The organism is Halomonas sp. PA16-9 (genome assembly GCF_009728585.1).
Lineage (GTDB): Bacteria > Pseudomonadota > Gammaproteobacteria > Pseudomonadales > Halomonadaceae > Vreelandella > Vreelandella titanicae.
This window is the reverse complement of the sequence record NZ_CP040452.1, coordinates 774,053-789,676: the sequence shown is the minus strand read 5'-3', so window position 1 is coordinate 789,676 and position 15,624 is coordinate 774,053. Positions and strand designations below refer to the sequence as shown.

13 protein-coding genes and 3 pseudogenes are annotated in these 15,624 nt (G+C 54.7%); 2 read left to right on the top strand and 14 right to left on the bottom strand.

The genetic code is table 11. The features are described 5' to 3' along the window. Window positions 1–58: 58 nt before the first annotated feature. The 10 genes and pseudogenes from paaZ to paaG all read right to left on the bottom strand — a co-directional run bounded on the left by paaZ (window position 59) and on the right by paaG (window position 9,230). Window positions 59–2,101 carry a phenylacetic acid degradation bifunctional protein PaaZ gene (gene paaZ, locus FDY98_RS19980; protein WP_027958346.1) on the bottom strand — a complete coding sequence of 681 codons (2,043 nt, stop codon included), beginning with the start codon at window positions 2,099–2,101 and terminating at the stop codon, window positions 59–61. Between the two features lie 69 nt (window positions 2,102–2,170). Then, window positions 2,171–3,253, bottom strand: a complete 1,083-nt coding sequence (gene paaE, locus FDY98_RS19975) for a 1,2-phenylacetyl-CoA epoxidase subunit PaaE (RefSeq protein WP_027958345.1) — start codon at window positions 3,251–3,253, stop codon at window positions 2,171–2,173. 19 nt (window positions 3,254–3,272) lie between these two features. Next, on the bottom strand, window positions 3,273–3,857 hold the full coding sequence (paaD, locus tag FDY98_RS19970; RefSeq protein ID WP_051430487.1) for a 1,2-phenylacetyl-CoA epoxidase subunit PaaD: 585 nt from the start codon (window positions 3,855–3,857) through the stop codon (window positions 3,273–3,275). Continuing rightward, window positions 3,841–4,653 (bottom strand): annotated as a pseudogene (gene paaC / locus FDY98_RS19965) (1,2-phenylacetyl-CoA epoxidase subunit PaaC). Before paaC ends, paaD begins: the two are co-directional and overlap by 17 nt. Window positions 4,654–4,675: 22 nt before the next feature. Beyond that, window positions 4,676–4,957 carry a 1,2-phenylacetyl-CoA epoxidase subunit PaaB gene (paaB, locus tag FDY98_RS19960; protein WP_022521442.1) on the bottom strand — a complete coding sequence of 94 codons (282 nt, stop codon included), beginning with the start codon at window positions 4,955–4,957 and terminating at the stop codon, window positions 4,676–4,678. Window positions 4,958–5,091: 134 nt separating this feature from the next. Then, entirely contained in the window at window positions 5,092–6,078 is a 987-nt protein-coding gene (paaA, locus tag FDY98_RS19955; RefSeq protein ID WP_027958342.1) for a 1,2-phenylacetyl-CoA epoxidase subunit PaaA, read from the bottom strand. A gap of 303 nt (window positions 6,079–6,381) precedes the next feature. Further along, a pseudogene (gene paaK / locus FDY98_RS19950) lies at window positions 6,382–7,699 on the bottom strand (phenylacetate--CoA ligase PaaK). Between the two features lie 110 nt (window positions 7,700–7,809). Next, window positions 7,810–8,277, bottom strand: a complete 468-nt coding sequence (gene paaI / locus FDY98_RS19945; RefSeq protein ID WP_027958340.1) for a hydroxyphenylacetyl-CoA thioesterase PaaI — start codon at window positions 8,275–8,277, stop codon at window positions 7,810–7,812. After that, the gene (locus FDY98_RS28670; RefSeq protein WP_231500638.1) at window positions 8,270–8,437 is read right to left on the bottom strand and encodes a 3-hydroxyacyl-CoA dehydrogenase NAD-binding domain-containing protein; all 168 of its coding nucleotides are present in this window, start codon (window positions 8,435–8,437) and stop codon (window positions 8,270–8,272) included. Before FDY98_RS28670 ends, paaI begins: the two co-directional genes overlap by 8 nt. Before the next feature lies 1 nt (window position 8,438). Continuing rightward, entirely contained in the window at window positions 8,439–9,230 is a 792-nt protein-coding gene (gene paaG / locus FDY98_RS19935) for a 2-(1,2-epoxy-1,2-dihydrophenyl)acetyl-CoA isomerase PaaG (RefSeq protein ID WP_027958339.1), read from the bottom strand. A 586-nt stretch (window positions 9,231–9,816) separates the two neighbouring features. Between paaG and paaY the strand changes: the two genes are divergently transcribed. Beyond that, window positions 9,817–10,431, top strand: coding sequence for a phenylacetic acid degradation protein PaaY (gene paaY, locus FDY98_RS19930; protein ID WP_027958338.1), 615 nt, complete (start codon window positions 9,817–9,819; stop codon window positions 10,429–10,431). Between the two features lie 49 nt (window positions 10,432–10,480). On the opposite strand, the pseudogene paaX reads toward paaY, so the two are convergent. From paaX to FDY98_RS19910, 4 genes and pseudogenes are all read right to left on the bottom strand, one after another. Continuing rightward, window positions 10,481–11,406: pseudogene (paaX, locus tag FDY98_RS19925) on the bottom strand (phenylacetic acid degradation operon negative regulatory protein PaaX). Between the two features lie 434 nt (window positions 11,407–11,840). Then, window positions 11,841–12,254, bottom strand: coding sequence for a nucleoside diphosphate kinase regulator (rnk, locus tag FDY98_RS19920; protein WP_022521456.1), 414 nt, complete (start codon window positions 12,252–12,254; stop codon window positions 11,841–11,843). 112 nt (window positions 12,255–12,366) lie between these two features. Beyond that, a complete protein-coding gene (gene gdhA / locus FDY98_RS19915) occupies window positions 12,367–13,719 on the bottom strand; it encodes an NADP-specific glutamate dehydrogenase (protein ID WP_027958336.1) in 1,353 nt (450 codons plus the stop codon). A 340-nt stretch (window positions 13,720–14,059) separates the two neighbouring features. Beyond that, complete coding sequence (locus FDY98_RS19910) at window positions 14,060–14,536, bottom strand: NYN domain-containing protein (protein WP_027958335.1); 477 nt, start codon at window positions 14,534–14,536, stop codon at window positions 14,060–14,062. 290 nt (window positions 14,537–14,826) lie between these two features. Here FDY98_RS19910 and FDY98_RS19905 point away from each other — a divergent pair, with 290 nt between their 5' ends. After that, a complete protein-coding gene (locus tag FDY98_RS19905; RefSeq protein ID WP_231500637.1) occupies window positions 14,827–15,624 on the top strand; it encodes an IclR family transcriptional regulator in 798 nt (265 codons plus the stop codon).

Sequence of the window (15,624 nt, the reverse complement as noted above, 5' to 3'; positions counted from 1 at the left end):
GTGCCTTGTCATCCGTTTTTTTGTATTACATTTTTGTCTGGTTGTATCGGCTGGGGCGTTACTGCCGCTTCGCGACCAGCGTTAAAATGTCGTAGCTGGCGACCAGTTCATCATGTTGATTGGTCACCGCTACGTCCCACATCACCACGCCTTGTGGGTGCCCATCGGGAGAAGTTCGGCCCTGATCAATCTTGCGCTTGCAGGTTAGGCGGGCGCGGATAGTGTCGCCGACCAACACAGGTGTAATAAAGCGCAGTGTATCCAGGCCGTAGTTAGCCAGTACGGGGCCTTCGCCTGGGTAAACGAATAGACCCGCAGCGGCAGACAGCACAAAGTAGCCGTGGGCAATGCGCTGGCCGAACTGGGTCTCTTTGGCGGCAATGTCGTCGAAGTGCATATAGAAGTGGTCGCCGGAAAGGCAGCCAAAATTGACGATGTCGGCTTCAGTGACGGTGCGGCGGTGGGTTAACAGTGACTCCCCAACCTGCAGGTCGTCGAAATGGCGGCGGAACGGGTGGACGTCAGTCTCGATCACCTTGGCGCCACGCACATATTCCTTTGTGACTGCCGCGAGCATGCTCGGAGAGCCCTGGATGGCGGTGCGCTGTAGATAGTGGTGAACCGCACGAATGCCGCCGAGTTCCTCGCCACCGCCTGCGCGGCCGGGCCCGCCATGCTTGAGCATCGGTAGCGGAGAGCCGTGGCCAGTGGATTCCTTTGACGCCTGAGCATCCAGAATCTGCAGGCGGCCGTGATGGGCGGCCAGAATGGGGATCATTTCAGCCGCAATGGCAGGGTCTTTCGTGGTCAGCGTGGTCACTAAGCTGCCCTTGCCCTTGGCGGCGATGGTCAGGGCTTCGTCGATGCCGCTGTAGGGCATTAGCGTCGCGACGGGGCCAAAGGCTTCAATGTCGTGAGCGCCGCCGTCGTTCAACGGGTTACGATTGATCAGCAAGTGGGGAGTAATGAAGGCGCCGTTTTCAACACCCTGGCCGACAGGCTTAAAGCTGCCGTCTCTGCCGAAGACGCACTCACTAGTCTCTAGCAGTTGTTCAATTGCGTGGTTAACGTCTCTCAATTGGTCACGGGAAGAGAGCGCGCCCATGCGTACGCCTTCTTCATGAGGATCACCGACCACAATGTTGGCAAGCCGCGACTTAAGTGTGTTCGCCAATGCATCCAGATGCTCGGCAGGCACTAAAATTCGGCGGATCGCGGTACATTTCTGACCTGCCTTGGCGGTCATCTCCTTGACCACTTCTTTGGCAAAGATTTCGAACTCTTCGTCTTCCGGGCTAACATCCGGGGCCATGATGGCGCTGTTGAGCGAGTCCGCCTCGGCGTTGAACGGGATGCTCTTCGCCATGATGTTAGGGTGGCTTTTTAATTTGAGAGCGGTGTTTGCCGAGCCGGTAAAGGTGACAAAGTCCTGCTCTTCCAGGTGATCCAGTAAATCACCGGCCCCGCCGATAACCAGTTGCAGCGCCCCTTCCGGCAGAAGGCCTGAGTCGTTGATGACACGCACGGCTGCTTCGGTCAGGTAGCTAGTGGCGGTTGCCGGTTTGAAGATACACGGCATGCCTGCCAGAAAGGCCGGCGCGAACTTCTCCAGCATGCCCCAAATGGGGAAGTTAAACGCATTGATGTGCACAGAGACGCCGCGGCGGGGCACCAGAATATGGGTGCCATTGAAGTGGTTATCCTTACCTAATTGGGTCACCGGGCCTTCATGGGCCACATTGCCGGAGGGCAGTTCCTTGCGGCCCGTGGAGGCGTAGGTAAATAGGGTGCCGAAACCGCCGTCGATGTCGATCCAGGAGTCGGCCTTAGTGCAGCCAGTGTGGTGAGAGATGGCATACAGCTCACGCTTACGCTCTTGGATATAGGCGGCCAGCGCTTTAAGAATGGCGGCCCGCTGCTGGAAATCCAATGCCAGCATATTTCTCACACCGGTGTTGCGGGCATACGCCACCGCTTCACGGAAGTTGATCTCTTCTTGGTGAGTATGCGCAACGGTTGTGCCGTTAATGGCGCTAATCAGTGCTTTGGACTCGGTCTTTCCGAACCACTGGCCTGCGATGTAACTCTGTAAAACTGACATTGCGTACTCTCCCGCAAAACATAGACTAAGCCGACGCGTTTGCCGGCTTGGAAGTAGGTGGGTTAGGGTTTATACCTCGTCATAGTCAAGCACCACCCTGTCGCTGATCGGATAGCACTGGCAGGACAGCACGTAGCCGGCATCGATTTCGTAATCTTCCAGGGCGTAATTGGCGTCCATTTCCACCTCGCCTTCGATGACTTTGGACTTGCAGGTGGAGCACACCCCAGCCTTGCATGAGAAAGGTATATCGGCCCCGTGCTCGTTACCCGCGTCCAGGATGCTCTGGGTATTGCGGGGCAGGTCGTATTCAATGGTGCGGCCGTCGATGATCACTTTAATGTGCGAGGTTTCAGCTTTCAGCTGAGCCGCTTTCGTCGCCTGGCGGCGCTTGGTGCCTGCCGTCGGTAGCCCAGTAGTGAACAGCTCGAAGTGCACTTTTTCCTTCGGCATTCCATGTTGGGTCAGAACACCACGCACGATCTCGGTCATTTCGTGCGGGCCACAGATAAACGCGGCGTCGAGCTTGGATACGTCTACCCAACGGTCAAATAGGGCGTTGCATTTGTCGGCGTCGATCCGGCCGTTGTAAAGATCGATTTCCTGTTGTTCGCGGCTGAACACGTAAATGATGTTGAGGCGTTCCAGGTAGCGATCCTTGAGATCCTGAAGGCGTTCGCGAAACAGCGTCCCCGTGGTGGAACGATTGCCATAGATTAAGGTAAAGCGGCTCTTTGGCTCGCTCTCCAGGGTGGTGGAAACAATCGACATAATGGGCGTGACACCACTGCCAGCGGTCACCGCCAAATAGTGCCCTTCACGGCTGGGGTCGAGCGGCACGAAGAACTTGCCCTGGGGCGGCATTACTTCCAGGCGGTCACCGGGCTGCAAGTGCTGGTTGGCAAAGGTGGAAAAGCTGCCGCCCGGCACCAGCTTGACGGCGACTCTCAGCTCATGTTCGTGGACACCGGTGCAAATCGAGTAGGAGCGACGGACATCCTCACCTTCGATGTCGCGACGTAGCGTCAGGTACTGCCCTTGGGTAAAGCGAAAGGCGTCCAGCAGGTCATCGGGAACGTCGAAGGCAATGGAAACGGCATCATGGGTTTCCTTGCGCACATCCTTGACGGTTAGGGCGTGAAATCGGCTCATGGGAAATGGTCTCGTCGTTTTACAGACACTTGAAATAATCGAAAGGCTCCAGGCAATCGCGGCAGCGGTAGAGCGCCTTGCAAGCCGTAGAGCCGAATTCGCTGACGCGTTCGGTCGCGTTGCTGCCACATAAAGGGCAGGGCACTACCGGGTCAGACTGGCCCGTCAGGCTACGTTTGCTAGCACTTTCTACCGGTGGCGCGATGCCGTAGGCACGCAGCTTTTCGCGTCCGGCTTCGGTCAACCAATCGGTGGTCCAGGCGGGCGACAGGCGGCGCTGAATCAGCGGGTCTGAATAGCCAGCGGCCACCAACGCTTCATGGATATGCTGTTCGATAACTTCTGTGGCCGGGCAGCCGGAGTATGTTGGGGTCACATTGACCACCAGCCGTCCATCAAGCCAAGCGATATCGCGCACAATGCCCAGCTCAACCACACTGACCACCGGCACTTCCGGGTCTGGCACTTCCTGTAAAACCGCCAGCACGGCGTTGATATCGCCTTCGTCACCGGCTGGCGGCAATCCGCTGCGGTCGCTGCCGATCAAGTCGCTGGAGGGCCAATTATCGCTAAGCGCAGATGGATAGTTACCAGACAGTCGCATCGGGATATGCCCTCGGCAGGTATTGCATTTCCGCCAATAAAAAGCCCAGGTGCTCGGTGTGATGGCCGACTTTACCGCCGGTATACATCCAGGCGTCGTAAGAAGCCGCTCCAGCGTGGCTTCTTCAAGCACCTCTTCCACGGTGGCTTTCCAGTGGGCGGCAATGGTTTCCGGGTCAGGCGCGATGCCGGCCTCTATCATGGCCTGATCAATCTCGTCGCCCTGCAGTAGCTCACCGGTAAACTGCCAGAGGTTGTTGAGCGCGCGCTGCATACGGGTGTGGCTCTCCTCTGTGCCATCACCCAGGCGAATAACCCATTCAGAGGAGCGACGTAGGTGGTACGTTGCTTCCTTAAGCGACTTGGCGGCCACTTCAGCAATGCGTGGGTCGCTGGAGTGAGACAGCCCGTCAAGCAGGTGGACGTGCCATGCATCGAACAGGAACTGGCGCCCCATGATGTCGGCGAAGTCACCGTTGGGCTGTTCAACGAGCAACAGGTTGCGAAAATCCTGGGCATCGCGGCGAAAGGCTAAATAGTCGGCATCATGGCCCTGGCCTTCCAGGTCAGCAGTCATCAGCTCAGCAGCATAGCCAAGCCAGTTGCGTGCCTGTCCGAACAGATCAAGACCCACGTTTCATTAAGGCCAGTTCCTCTTCCAGCGCTGGTGCCTTGCCGCACAGTTGTGCGTGGCGCTGGCCGAGTACTAAGGCGTTGTCGCCAAGGCGCAGTAGGTAATCAATCAACGGGGTTTGTGTTTTTGAGCTGTGTTTTTCTGAGCCGAGCTTCGATGAGATATGTTTTGCATCGCTACCTCCCTTACATGTGGCCGACTTCTTTCGGCAGTTTGTAGAAGGATGCGTGGCGATAGACCTTATCGTTAGACGGGTCGAACAGCGGCTCTTTCTCATCGGGAGACGAGGCGGTGATTTCGCTGGCCGGAACCACCCAGATGCTCACCCCTTCATTGCGACGGGTGTACAGCTCACGGGCGTTTTCGATTGCCATGCGGCGGTCGGCTGCATGCACACTGCCGACGTGCTTGTGGTTAAGACCGTGCTTGCTGCGTATAAAAACTTCAAAGAGGGGCCAGTCAGCCATGAGAAAAGCCTCAGTGGTCAGAGGAGTCTCGTCTCGCAAGACTCCATGTTGTTTTAAAAGATAGCGTTTTAAAAATAGGGTTCTAAAAAATTGAGTTATTGCTTTTCATGGGTGCCCAAGCAGGCGTGGCCAGTTCAGGCTGCTCGGTGCTGACGCTTGGCGGCGTGGGCCACGGCGGCTTCACGTACCCAGGCGCCGTTATCGATGGCGCTGCGGCGTGCTTCGATGCGCTCGCGGTTGCAGGGGCCGTTACCCTTCACTACGTCGAAAAATTCCTGCCAATCGATTTCACCGAACTCGTAGTGGCCGGTCTCTTGGTTATATTTGAGATCCGGATCAGGGGCGGTGCAGCCCAGCAGCTCTAGCTGCGGTACGGTTTGGTCGAGGAAGCGCTGTCGCAGCTCATCGTTGCTATGGCGCTTGATCTTCCAGGCCATCGACTGGGCACTGTTAGGAGAGTTTTCGTCGGACGGGCCGAACATCATCAGTGCTGGCCACCAGAAGCGGTTAATAGAGTCCTGCACCATGGCTTTCTGGTCGTCGGTGCCCTCTTGCATCATGGTCAGCAGAATCTGATAACCCTGGCGCTGATGGAAGCTCTCTTCCTTGCATACGCGAATCATGGCGCGCGCATAGGGGCCGTAGGAGGTGCGTTGAAGCGGCACCTGGTTGACGATGGCTGCGCCGTCGACTAACCAGCCGACGGTACCCATGTCTGCCCAGTTGAGCGTTGGATAGTTGAAGATGCTGGAGTACTTGGCGCGGCCATCGTGAAGCTTGTCGATCTCTTCGTCGCGGTCGGCACCCAGGGTTTCCATAGCGCTATAGAGGTACAGGCCGTGACCTGCCTCATCCTGAATTTTGGCCATTAGCTGCAGCTTGCGCTTGAGGGTTGGTGCCCGTGTCAGCCAGTTGCCTTCCGGCAGCATGCCGACGATTTCTGAGTGGGCGTGTTGCGAGATCTGGCGGATCAAGGTCTTGCGGTAGGCGTCCGGCATCCAGTTCTTGGGTTCTATTTTAATTTCATCATTGATGCGCTCCTGGAACTGGCGTTCCTCAGGGCTCATCTCATCAAGCGTTTTGAGTTTGTTAGAACCGGTTTCAACGAGCTGCGCGTACATAGAGACCTCCGCGGCGTCGGCATATCAGGGAGTGTGGCTTATCTTTCCTAAAGTATAGTGACACGAAATATTTTATCAATAAGTATTTTTGTGTGTCACTTTAAGACTTTATGATAACGTATGAATCCAAGGCTATTGGTTTATAAAGGAAAAATCGCTAATTATAAATGATTCTTGATGTGCCGATTTTTCTAGCTAAAGTTGACTGTTTAGGCGCATAAAAGCCCCTTAAAGGAGTTTTTTAAAGGGCTTTGCCTGAGAGGGGGTGGCGCTAAACGGCGGCTAGGCGCTAGAGAGGCTGAATCAGCGAAGATCTTTTACCCGCCTAGCCTTACCCATCGAGCGCATAACACTTTCTACCGGGCAAACCTCGACCTGGGTGCTGATACCAATGTGCGTCTTGATGGCATGCTGGAGCTGTAGCGCGGCTTCTTCACAAGCTACGGGGTCGCGGGCGATGTCATGATGATTCGCCTCTACACGAACAAGCACCATGTCCATATTGCCTTGGCGGCTGACTTCGATCTCGTAGTGGGGAGAAAGCGACGCGATCTTGAGCAGTTGTTCTTCGATCTGGGTGGGGAACACATTCACCCCGCGAATGATCAGCATGTCGTCGCTGCGGCCAGTGATTTTGTCGATGCGTCGCATGGGGCGCGCGGTGCCCGGTAGTAGGCGGGTCAGGTCACGGGTGCGGTAGCGAATCACCGGTAGGCCTTCTTTGGTCAAGGTGGTGAACACCAGCTCGCCGTATTCACCGTCGGGTAGCACTTCACCGCTGACCGGGTCGATGATCTCGGGGTAGAAATGATCTTCCCAGATGGTCGGGCCATCTTTGGTCTCCAGGCACTCCATGCCTACGCCCGGGCCCATTACCTCAGAGAGACCGTAAATATCGAGGGCGTCGATGCCCAGGCGCTGCTCTAAGGCCGTGCGCATGCTGTCGGTCCAGGGTTCGGCACCGAAAATGCCGGTGCGAAGGGGCAGGGCAGCGTGCGCGGGTCGATGCCCTGGCGATCCATCTCGTCCGCGATGTTGAGCATATACGAGGGGGTGACCATGATGATGTCCGGCTCGAAATCACGGATCAATTGAACTTGTTTCTCGGTCTGGCCGCCCGACATGGGGATCACCGCGCAGCCCAGGCGTTCGGCACCGTAATGCGCGCCCAGCCCACCGGTGAATAGACCATAGCCATACGCCACATGCACCTTATCGTTGCGGCTGCCGCCGGCGGCGCGGATCGAGCGCGCCATCACATCAGACCACACATCAATATCGTTCTGGGTGTAGCCTACCACCGTCGGTTGCCGGTGGTGCCGCTGGAGGCATGGATGCGAACGATCTCGCTCATCGGTGTGGCCAACATGCCGAACGGGTAGTTGTCGCGCAAATCTGCCTTGGTGGTGAAAGGCAGTTTGGCGAGATCCTCCAGCGTCTGGATATCGTCGGGATGCACTCCAGCCTTGTCGAAGGACTGGCGGTAGAACGGCACATTGTCGTAAGCGTGCTTCAGGCTCCACTTCAGGCGCTTGACCTGAGTGGCGCGCAGCTCGTCGACGCTGGCGGTTTCCAGGGGATCGAGAGTCGCGGTGTTGATACGCGTTGCGGGCTGATTCATCAGGGGTCTCCGATCAAGCTAGTTGTTATTGGACTAATTTCTAAATGCGCCATGGGCGATGAAATGGCTTTAGTAATGGGCTTATAAGCGCTCAATGATCAGCGCCTCTTTCATTGGTTATCTCCAGCAGCGGTGTCTTCCAGGCGGCGTACGCTGCCGCGAATTTTGTAGGAACGCCCGCGGAACAAGGCAACGGTATCGCCGTGCTGATTGCGCAATGTAATGTCGTAAATGCCGGTACGCCCGCGGCGGCTGCGCTCCTCGGCGGTGGCGGTGATCTCGTCGCCCAGCTGGCCGGGGCCGAGATAGTCGATACTGCAACCGGAGGCTACTGTGGCTTCGTCGTAGCTGTTGCAGGCAAACGCGAAGGCTGAGTCAGCCAGGGCAAACAGAAATCCGCCATGGCAGTTGCCGTGCCCCTGCACCATGTCCTGACGCACGGTCATGGTCAGTTCGGCGAAGCCGGGAGCCACGCGAGTAATGCGCATCCCCAGCCCTTGGCTGGCATGGTCGCGGGAAAACATTGCCTCGGCGCAGGCTTCCGCCAGTTGCTGCGGGGTCAGTTGGGAATCATGCATGGAAGCTTTCCTCGTATAGGGCTTCGAGCCGAGCAAACACCTGATGCTTGGCCCCAAGGTTCTCGACGATAGCCTCGATAACCAAACGGCTATCGGTCAAGGCATTAATGGCGCCTGTGCTGATGATGCTAATAGTGGCGGTAGAGAGAATGGCTGGCATATCACTCTCCCTTGAAGGTGGGGCGACGTTTTTCCATAAAAGCGCTAACGCCTTCGCGGTAATCTTCGCTGCGCCCAGCAAGGCGCTGAAGGTCGCGTTCCAGGTCGAGCTGTTCGTTGAAACTGTTATCGCTGCTGGCATGCAGGGCGCGCTTAATCAGCGCTAGGCCATGGGTTGGTTGAGTGGCCAGGTGGCGAGCCATGCTCATGGCTTCTTCTTGAAGCGCCTCATCGTCGACGCAGCGCCAGATCATGCCCCACTGTTCGGCGGTCTCGGCGGGGAGCTTGTCGCCCAGCATCGCCAGGCCCTTGGCGCGAGCCATGCCCACTAAATTAGGCAATGTCCAGGTACCGCCAGAGTCTGGAATCAAACCGATCTTACAGAAGGCCTGAATAAAGCTTGCCGAGCGCGCGGCCAATACGATGTCGCAGGCCAGGGCGATGTTGGCACCGGCACCTGCGGCCACGCCGTTCACCGCACAAATGGTCGGGAACGGCATGTCTTTAAGGGCGCGCAGCATGGGGTTGTAACGTTTCTCAAGCGACTCGCCGAGGTCGGGGGCTTCTGCGCCGGGCGCGACGCTACGGTCGGAAAGATCCTGGCCGGCGCAGAAGCCTCGACCGCTGCCGGTCAGCAGCAAAGCGCGAACGCTTGAGTCTTGGCGCACGGCTTTTAGCACCTTGCGCATCTCGGCATGCATTTCGGTATTGAAGCTGTTCAAGCTTTCGGGGCGGTTCAGCGTGATGCAGGCGACGCCGTCTTCCACGCTGTAAAGCAGGGGCGCTTGGCTCATGGGTAATGTCCTTGTGTCAGTGCCCTTGAAAAGTGGCAGGTCGTTTTTATTGGAAGGCGCATGCCCTTTTCGCGGTCGGCGGTGCCCGCCAGTGACCGTTCGGCCTGTGATCCACAGGATGAATCTCTGCCGAGTATAGATTTATTTTGATACACATCAATATTATATGGGTGATTATAATGTGTCGCTTGTTGGTGTTGTTGGTAGTTTGTTATTTATTAACAATAAGTTGTGTGACTTTTTTGCGAATATAAGATAATTGTTAGACGATGGTATAAAAAAACCAAGGTCGTCTAAAAAACTGACTTACAGCAGGGTGCGTCGAGTTTTTAGATAGCGGTGTGCCCATTCTTCAGTAGACGGCGACAGGTAAAGTGTTTGATGTTTTGTTACGTAAAATATAATCTTAGTTGATGTTGCGTATCAAGATAGATTGAGCGCAGGAGCGCCCCATGACGCAATCAGCGCAGCAAAGGCGCGATAACCCTAGGTGGCTACACAACTGATGGGGCAGGGGCCGAACAGTTCGAAGAGCGGGCGATGGGGGCAGCACCCCACACGGCCAATCAAGCTAACGGAGAGTGTTATGCCTTACTATCGACTTGAAGGGGTGACGCCGGTGGTACACCCGACCGCCTATGTCCATCCTACTGCGGTGTTAATTGGCGACGTAATCGTGGGCCCCAACTGTTATGTAGGCCCCGGCGCGGTGATGCGTGGTGATTTCGGGCGGCTGGTGCTGGAAGAGGGATCTAACCTTCAGGATACCTGTGTGATGCACGGCTTCCCAGGCTGCGTCACCAAGGTTGAGAAGGATGGCCATATCGGCCATGGCGCGGTACTGCATGGCTGCGTGATTGGGCGTGATGCCATGGTCGGCATGAATGCCGTGGTGATGGACGGCGCCAACATTGCCGAACGATCTATCGTTGCGGCGGCAGCGTTCGTTAAGGCGGGCTTCGAGTGTGAGCCCCAGTCACTTGTGATGGGGGCACCCGCAAAGGTTAAGCGCGCGCTGAGTGATGAAGAGTTCGACTGGAAACAGCAGGGTACCCAGGAGTATCAGCGCTTAGTGGGCCGTTGTCGGGACAGCCTGGAGCCCTGTGAACCGCTGGCAGAACTCGATGCTGACCGTCCAACCTTGCTGGCTGGTGATACTCAGCCTAAACAGCAGACGCTGGATCAGTCGCCACAGCCATAAGGTGCGTTATGCTCGATGTGACGACTGATTAAGCAGTCTTGTTAGGCGTTCAATCCAGCCCGCCGAAGCGCTGGTAGAAGCTGGGGCCGGGGGCGGGTAGTGGGCCCTCGGCGGTTTCCAGATGTTGATCCAACCAGCGTTCTGCACGTTCGTAGAGCAAACGATAAAGGTTGCGGCAGAGCTGATGGGCGTAGCGTCCTTCCCACGCCGTGGGGAGTAGTTCCTCAGGCAGGAGGGGGTCGCGTAATTGAACCTTGCGATACTCATGAATAAGCAAAGTGCGGGCAATGAAGCACTCTTCCTGCCCCAAATTGTTCTCTGCGTTGAGCGCGTTCCAGAGTGGGCGAAACTTAACGAGAAAGCGTTGGTAGAGCTCGGCTAATTCGTCGAGGTTCCAGCTCTCTCTGACCTGGAGACGCAGCGGCTTACTGGTCATGGGCTCCATTGCCTGCGTTTGCATTACAATCGTATCGTCTGCTGCATCTAGTTCTTGCAAGGCCGCCATGGTCTCTGCACATGACAGCGTTGGATGCGCCAGCACGCCCTGAGCAAAACTACCAAAGCCTAGCCATTCAAGCTCATCACGAATCTGCTGGCGCCGGTCTGGGGAAGCTGTGTCAGCAATACCAATGTCCACTGTCCCGACCAGGCTGGCTGGGCGCCGTGATAGACACGCTTGAAGGCTTGTTCGAAACGACGCCGACCAGGGCCACTCAACCGATAGTAGCTGCGACGACCGACCTTTTCACCCCGTAGCCAGGTTTCATTGGTCAGCCGGTAAACCGATGTACGCACCAGCCGCTCATTGATACCGATGGGCTCCACCAGTTTCGATAGACTGCCTAACCACACGGTACCGCCCCGAGGAACGATAGAGTCGCCATAGACGGTAATAATCAATGAGCCGGCGCGAATTGGCCGACGCTTTTGGAAGTCATCAATAAGCGTAGCGACGCAGTCTTTAGCTGACGACATGGTGAAAGTTGATTCCCTTTGCGGTGAGGTTGTCGCTAAAAACGACAGAAAATATGACGAATAAAAAAGATTATCGTATCACGTTTTTTTGTCGTTTGGCCTGAGTCGACCCTCTCTTGATAGGAAGTCGCTGCGCCCGCTTCCTGGCGTAAGAGCGCCTATGAGCGCTGTATTGCTTTGCCAATTCAGGTTTTAAGGTAACCGTCCAATGTGTACATTATCACTGGAAGAATTGTGAAAAGTACCATGGCTATGACTAATAGCAGGGACGGTGTGTTTAATGCGATAAAGAGCCGCTTAGTTATAGTCTTCCGAAGGGGGTATGTGAAAGCTGAGGGCGCCCTGAATAGACCCTCTTTATGTGGATTAAGTGGGCGAAGAAAATAGCTGACTTAATCATGAGCTAGCGGAGCCAGCTCACTCTTTATCGCGACTTATCGGTGGAATTGCTTTTCGCGTTCGGGCTGCCAATAAATAGCATCGATGCGGAGCCGTGCTTCGGTATTGTTGGGTAACGGCCATTCGATGATGTCGCCCACTTTAAGGCCGATCAATGCAGCACCAATAGGTGCCATGACCGAAATGCCATCCGCAACGCTTTCCAGGGAGTGCGGATAGACCAAGGTGCGAATCATCTTAAGCCCGCGGGTGAGGTCGGTGAAGCGAACCTGGCTATTCATGCTGACCACGTCATCTGGAATATCCTCCGGATCACAGACTTCACCTCGTGCTAGCTCTTCCTCAAGTAGCTGAGCCACGGCCATGTCTTTCTCGGATGCATTATCGATCAAGCGCTGGAGGCGTTCGGCATCAAGACGGTTAATAATAATAGCAGGACGTTGTCCCATGATTACTCTCCTTAGAAAGCAATAAGTTTAAACCAATAAAAAACAGCCCTTCCCCAATAAAGGAAGGACTGCGTGCTTTTTATAGTATAAGCGATTTATAAAATAAAGACGATCAGGTGACCCCTTGTTCAATCATGGCATCAGCCACCTTTCTGAAACCTGCAATATTGGCGCCTAGTACCAAATTGGTTTTATCACCAAACTCCTCGGCAGTGTCGGCGCACTGGCGGTGAATATTGGCCATAATCTGTTTTAATTTTTGGTCGACTTTCTCCAGTGGCCACTGCTCCATGCTGCTATTTTGTGCCATTTCTAACTGACTGGTAGCAACGCCACCTGCATTGGCCGCTTTGCCAGGCCCATAGGCAATTTTAGCGTCTAGAAACAGGTCAACGGCCTCTTTGGTAGAAGGCATGTTGGCCCCTTCACTAATACACGTTATGCCATTAGCGAGTAGGATTTCCGCATCGCTTTCGGTCAGCTCATTCTGCGTCGCGCAGGGGAACGCAACATCGGCTTGAATACGCCATACGGCATGCCCGCCCTGGGGGTAGTCACGTGCAGACATGTAGTGCGCGTCAGGGTGCTCGTGTAAGTAGGCTTCTAAAGAGGTGCGCTGCACTTCTTTGAGCTGTTTGAGTAAGCCTAAATCAATACCGTTTTCATCGTGAATGGTGCCACGCGAATCGCTGCAGGTGACTGGTCTAGCCCCCAGTTCGTATAACTTCTCAATGGTATAGATGGCTACATTGCCAGCGCCGGAAACTAGGCAGGTCTTGTCGCGCAGCTCTTCTCCCCGGGCAGCCAGCATGTTTTGTGCAAAGTACACCGCACCGTAGCCGGTGGCCTCTTTACGGCCTAGCGAGCCTCCCCAATTTAGCCCCTTACCTGTTAGCACGCCCTCATAGTGGCCAGTGAGTCGTTTGTACTGGCCAAAGAGATAGCCAATTTCACGCGTGCCGACGCCGATATCGCCTGCAGGTACATCGCAGTGAGGACCAATATGGCGGTAGAGCTCGCTCATAAACGCCTGACAAAAGCGCATGATCTCGTTATCTGATTTTCCTTTGGGGTCAAAATCGGCGCCGCCTTTACCGCCGCCGATTGGCAAACCGGTTAACGCATTTTTGAAAATTTGCTCAAAGCCGAGAAATTTGATGGTGCCCGAGGTAACGCTGGGATGGAATCGTAAGCCACCCTTGTAAGGGCCAAGGGCAGAGTTGAACTGAACGCGATAGCCTTTGTTGACCCGCGCTTTCCCAGCATCATCTACCCAGCTTATCCGGAACATGATTTGTCGTTCGGGCTCGACTATTCGCTCAATAATGCTGTGGTGATGATAGTAATCACTTTGCTCAAGTAGCGGGCGCAGGCATTCGAGCACTTCTTCAGTGGCTTGATAAAATTCTGACTGTGCAGGGCTGCTTTTATTAAGGCGTGTCAGCGTATCGTGAACGTAGGGCATCGGAGCATATCATCATGGTTATTCAACAGAGTATTGGCTGGCCAGAGCGTTAGAATATTTAACTGGCAGCATGCTTCTGTGCATAGCCTAGCCTATGCCGGTTCGGTATGGGCAAATATGATGGGGGGTTTAGACTAAAGTATGCGTTTGAAAGGTTCGCCTCGCTTATTTTTCTCACTCTAATAAACGATGGATAAACGTTTTTGAATTGGTTGAGATTTTTGTATAGCGCCTAGATAGATGTGCTACCGGCCGGAAACCTAGTCAATCCCCATTTCTTCGCGGCAGCCTTCTATCGAAATAGCTATCAACAGCAGTGCAGACTCTTTTCGAACTATAATTAATTTAATAGAAACCCTTTATCTATCGCTATAAATTCACTGGCCGCATTAATCAGCGACGCTGCCGTCAGTTGGGGAACGCCATAAACTTCGACTTTTTTGCCATGCTTAGCACGGATTTTTTGGACTAGTAGATCAAAGTCGCCATCGCCGGATACCAGCACGATCACATCTGCCTGTTCTGCGTACTCCATGGCGTCGAGCGCGATGCCTACATCCCAATCGCCTTTTGCGGAACCGTCTGACCGCTGAATAAAAGGCTTTAATTTCACCTCAAAACCAATTGCCCTGAGTATGTTTTGAAACTCTCGCTGCTTTTGGTCACCCCTATCGATGGCATAGCAAACAGCTTTAATAACCTCTCTGTTAGCGGTTACTCGTGCCCAGAATTTGTTGTAATCAAAGTTTTTTCCATATGCTTCGCGCACGGTGTAATAGACGTTTTGAATATCAACAAATACGGCAACGGTGGTCATCAATTCGCCTTTTCAGGAACATATTAGAAGAAGCCGGGTTAGCTAACACCAGTCTAACACTCAGCCGGTTGTCGCCCTTCATCCGTTGGGCGCAAGGCTATAGAAGATCATTTTTGTACAATTATCGGTAGCTTTTGTATGAGTTTTTTGATTTTGAATGTCGTCATATGTTGACCTATGCCAACCTCTACCTCGTATGCGCTAAAGCGGCTTTGTCTCATTTAGTGAGATGAACTCGTGAATTTGTCTTGTTATGTTTTAGCTCACATAGACAAATAACGATAAACATAATGCCGGTAAATGAAAGCATCACCTCATCAGGCCCTACCACTCTCGTTCATGCCATGCAGATATTGCAGGTTACTGCACGTGGCGGCCACCGGGGTGCAAGTGTAGACGATTATCTGGATGAATTGAGTTTCAGCCGTCCTACTCTCTATCGGTTGTTAAAAGGTCTCAAGCAGCAGGGATTTTTACGATCTTCTCCCATTCGTGGGCGTTACCTGCTGGGTTATGAGCTGCTGGTGCTTGGCGCCCAAGCGGGAAATGGTGCCGGGTTGCGTGATTTGGCCCGACCAAGGTTGCTGACACTCGCGCAGCGCTGGGGCGACAGCTTCTACCTGTTCGCTCGCGATGGCGTCAATGCCGTTTGCCTGGAAGTGCAGAACGGCGCTTATCCCGTGGGCAGCTTTGTTAGAGCGACGGGTGGCCGTTTGCCGCTAGGCGTCGGCCAAGCATCGATTGCCTTGCTCGCGTATCTCGGCGCGGATGAGAGAAACGAAATACTCAGCCATAACGCGGAACGGTTGATGGCCGAGTATGCGATTGCCATCGCCGACATCGAAGCCGAAATAGCACACCAGCTGAAACATGGTTACGCCCGTGGTGTAGAAGGTTCTCTGCTACCGGAATACAGCGGCCTGGCCATTCCTATCCTCGATCATAGCGGCCACCCCCTGGGTGCCATGAGTTGTTCGATGCTCAAATCGCGTATGACGAAGAGCCATAAGCTGGAAGTACTCCAAGGCATGCAGGAAGAAGTGGCTGCCATGGTCAATCAGGCCCATGGCCTGCTGTATCTGGATTAA

Bases quoted from the DNA above. Each gene is read 5' to 3' on its own strand.
- paaZ (WP_027958346.1), bottom strand. From the start codon at position 2,101: ATGTCAGTTTTACAGAGTTACATCGCAGGCCAGTGGTTCGGAAAGACC.
- paaE (WP_027958345.1), bottom strand. From the start codon at position 3,253: ATGAGCCGATTTCACGCCCTAACCGTCAAGGATGTGCGCAAGGAAACC.
- paaD (WP_051430487.1), bottom strand. From the start codon at position 3,857: ATGCGACTGTCTGGTAACTATCCATCTGCGCTTAGCGATAATTGGCCC.
- paaB (WP_022521442.1), bottom strand. From the start codon at position 4,957: ATGGCTGACTGGCCCCTCTTTGAAGTTTTTATACGCAGCAAGCACGGT.
- paaA (WP_027958342.1), bottom strand. From the start codon at position 6,078: ATGTACGCGCAGCTCGTTGAAACCGGTTCTAACAAACTCAAAACGCTT.
- paaI (WP_027958340.1), bottom strand. From the start codon at position 8,277: ATGCATGATTCCCAACTGACCCCGCAGCAACTGGCGGAAGCCTGCGCC.
- FDY98_RS28670 (WP_231500638.1), bottom strand. From the start codon at position 8,437: ATGCCAGCCATTCTCTCTACCGCCACTATTAGCATCATCAGCACAGGC.
- paaG (WP_027958339.1), bottom strand. From the start codon at position 9,230: ATGAGCCAAGCGCCCCTGCTTTACAGCGTGGAAGACGGCGTCGCCTGC.
- paaY (WP_027958338.1), top strand. From the start codon at position 9,817: ATGCCTTACTATCGACTTGAAGGGGTGACGCCGGTGGTACACCCGACC.
- rnk (WP_022521456.1), bottom strand. From the start codon at position 12,254: ATGGGACAACGTCCTGCTATTATTATTAACCGTCTTGATGCCGAACGC.
- gdhA (WP_027958336.1), bottom strand. From the start codon at position 13,719: ATGCCCTACGTTCACGATACGCTGACACGCCTTAATAAAAGCAGCCCT.
- FDY98_RS19910 (WP_027958335.1), bottom strand. From the start codon at position 14,536: ATGACCACCGTTGCCGTATTTGTTGATATTCAAAACGTCTATTACACC.
- FDY98_RS19905 (WP_231500637.1), top strand. From the start codon at position 14,827: ATGCCGGTAAATGAAAGCATCACCTCATCAGGCCCTACCACTCTCGTT.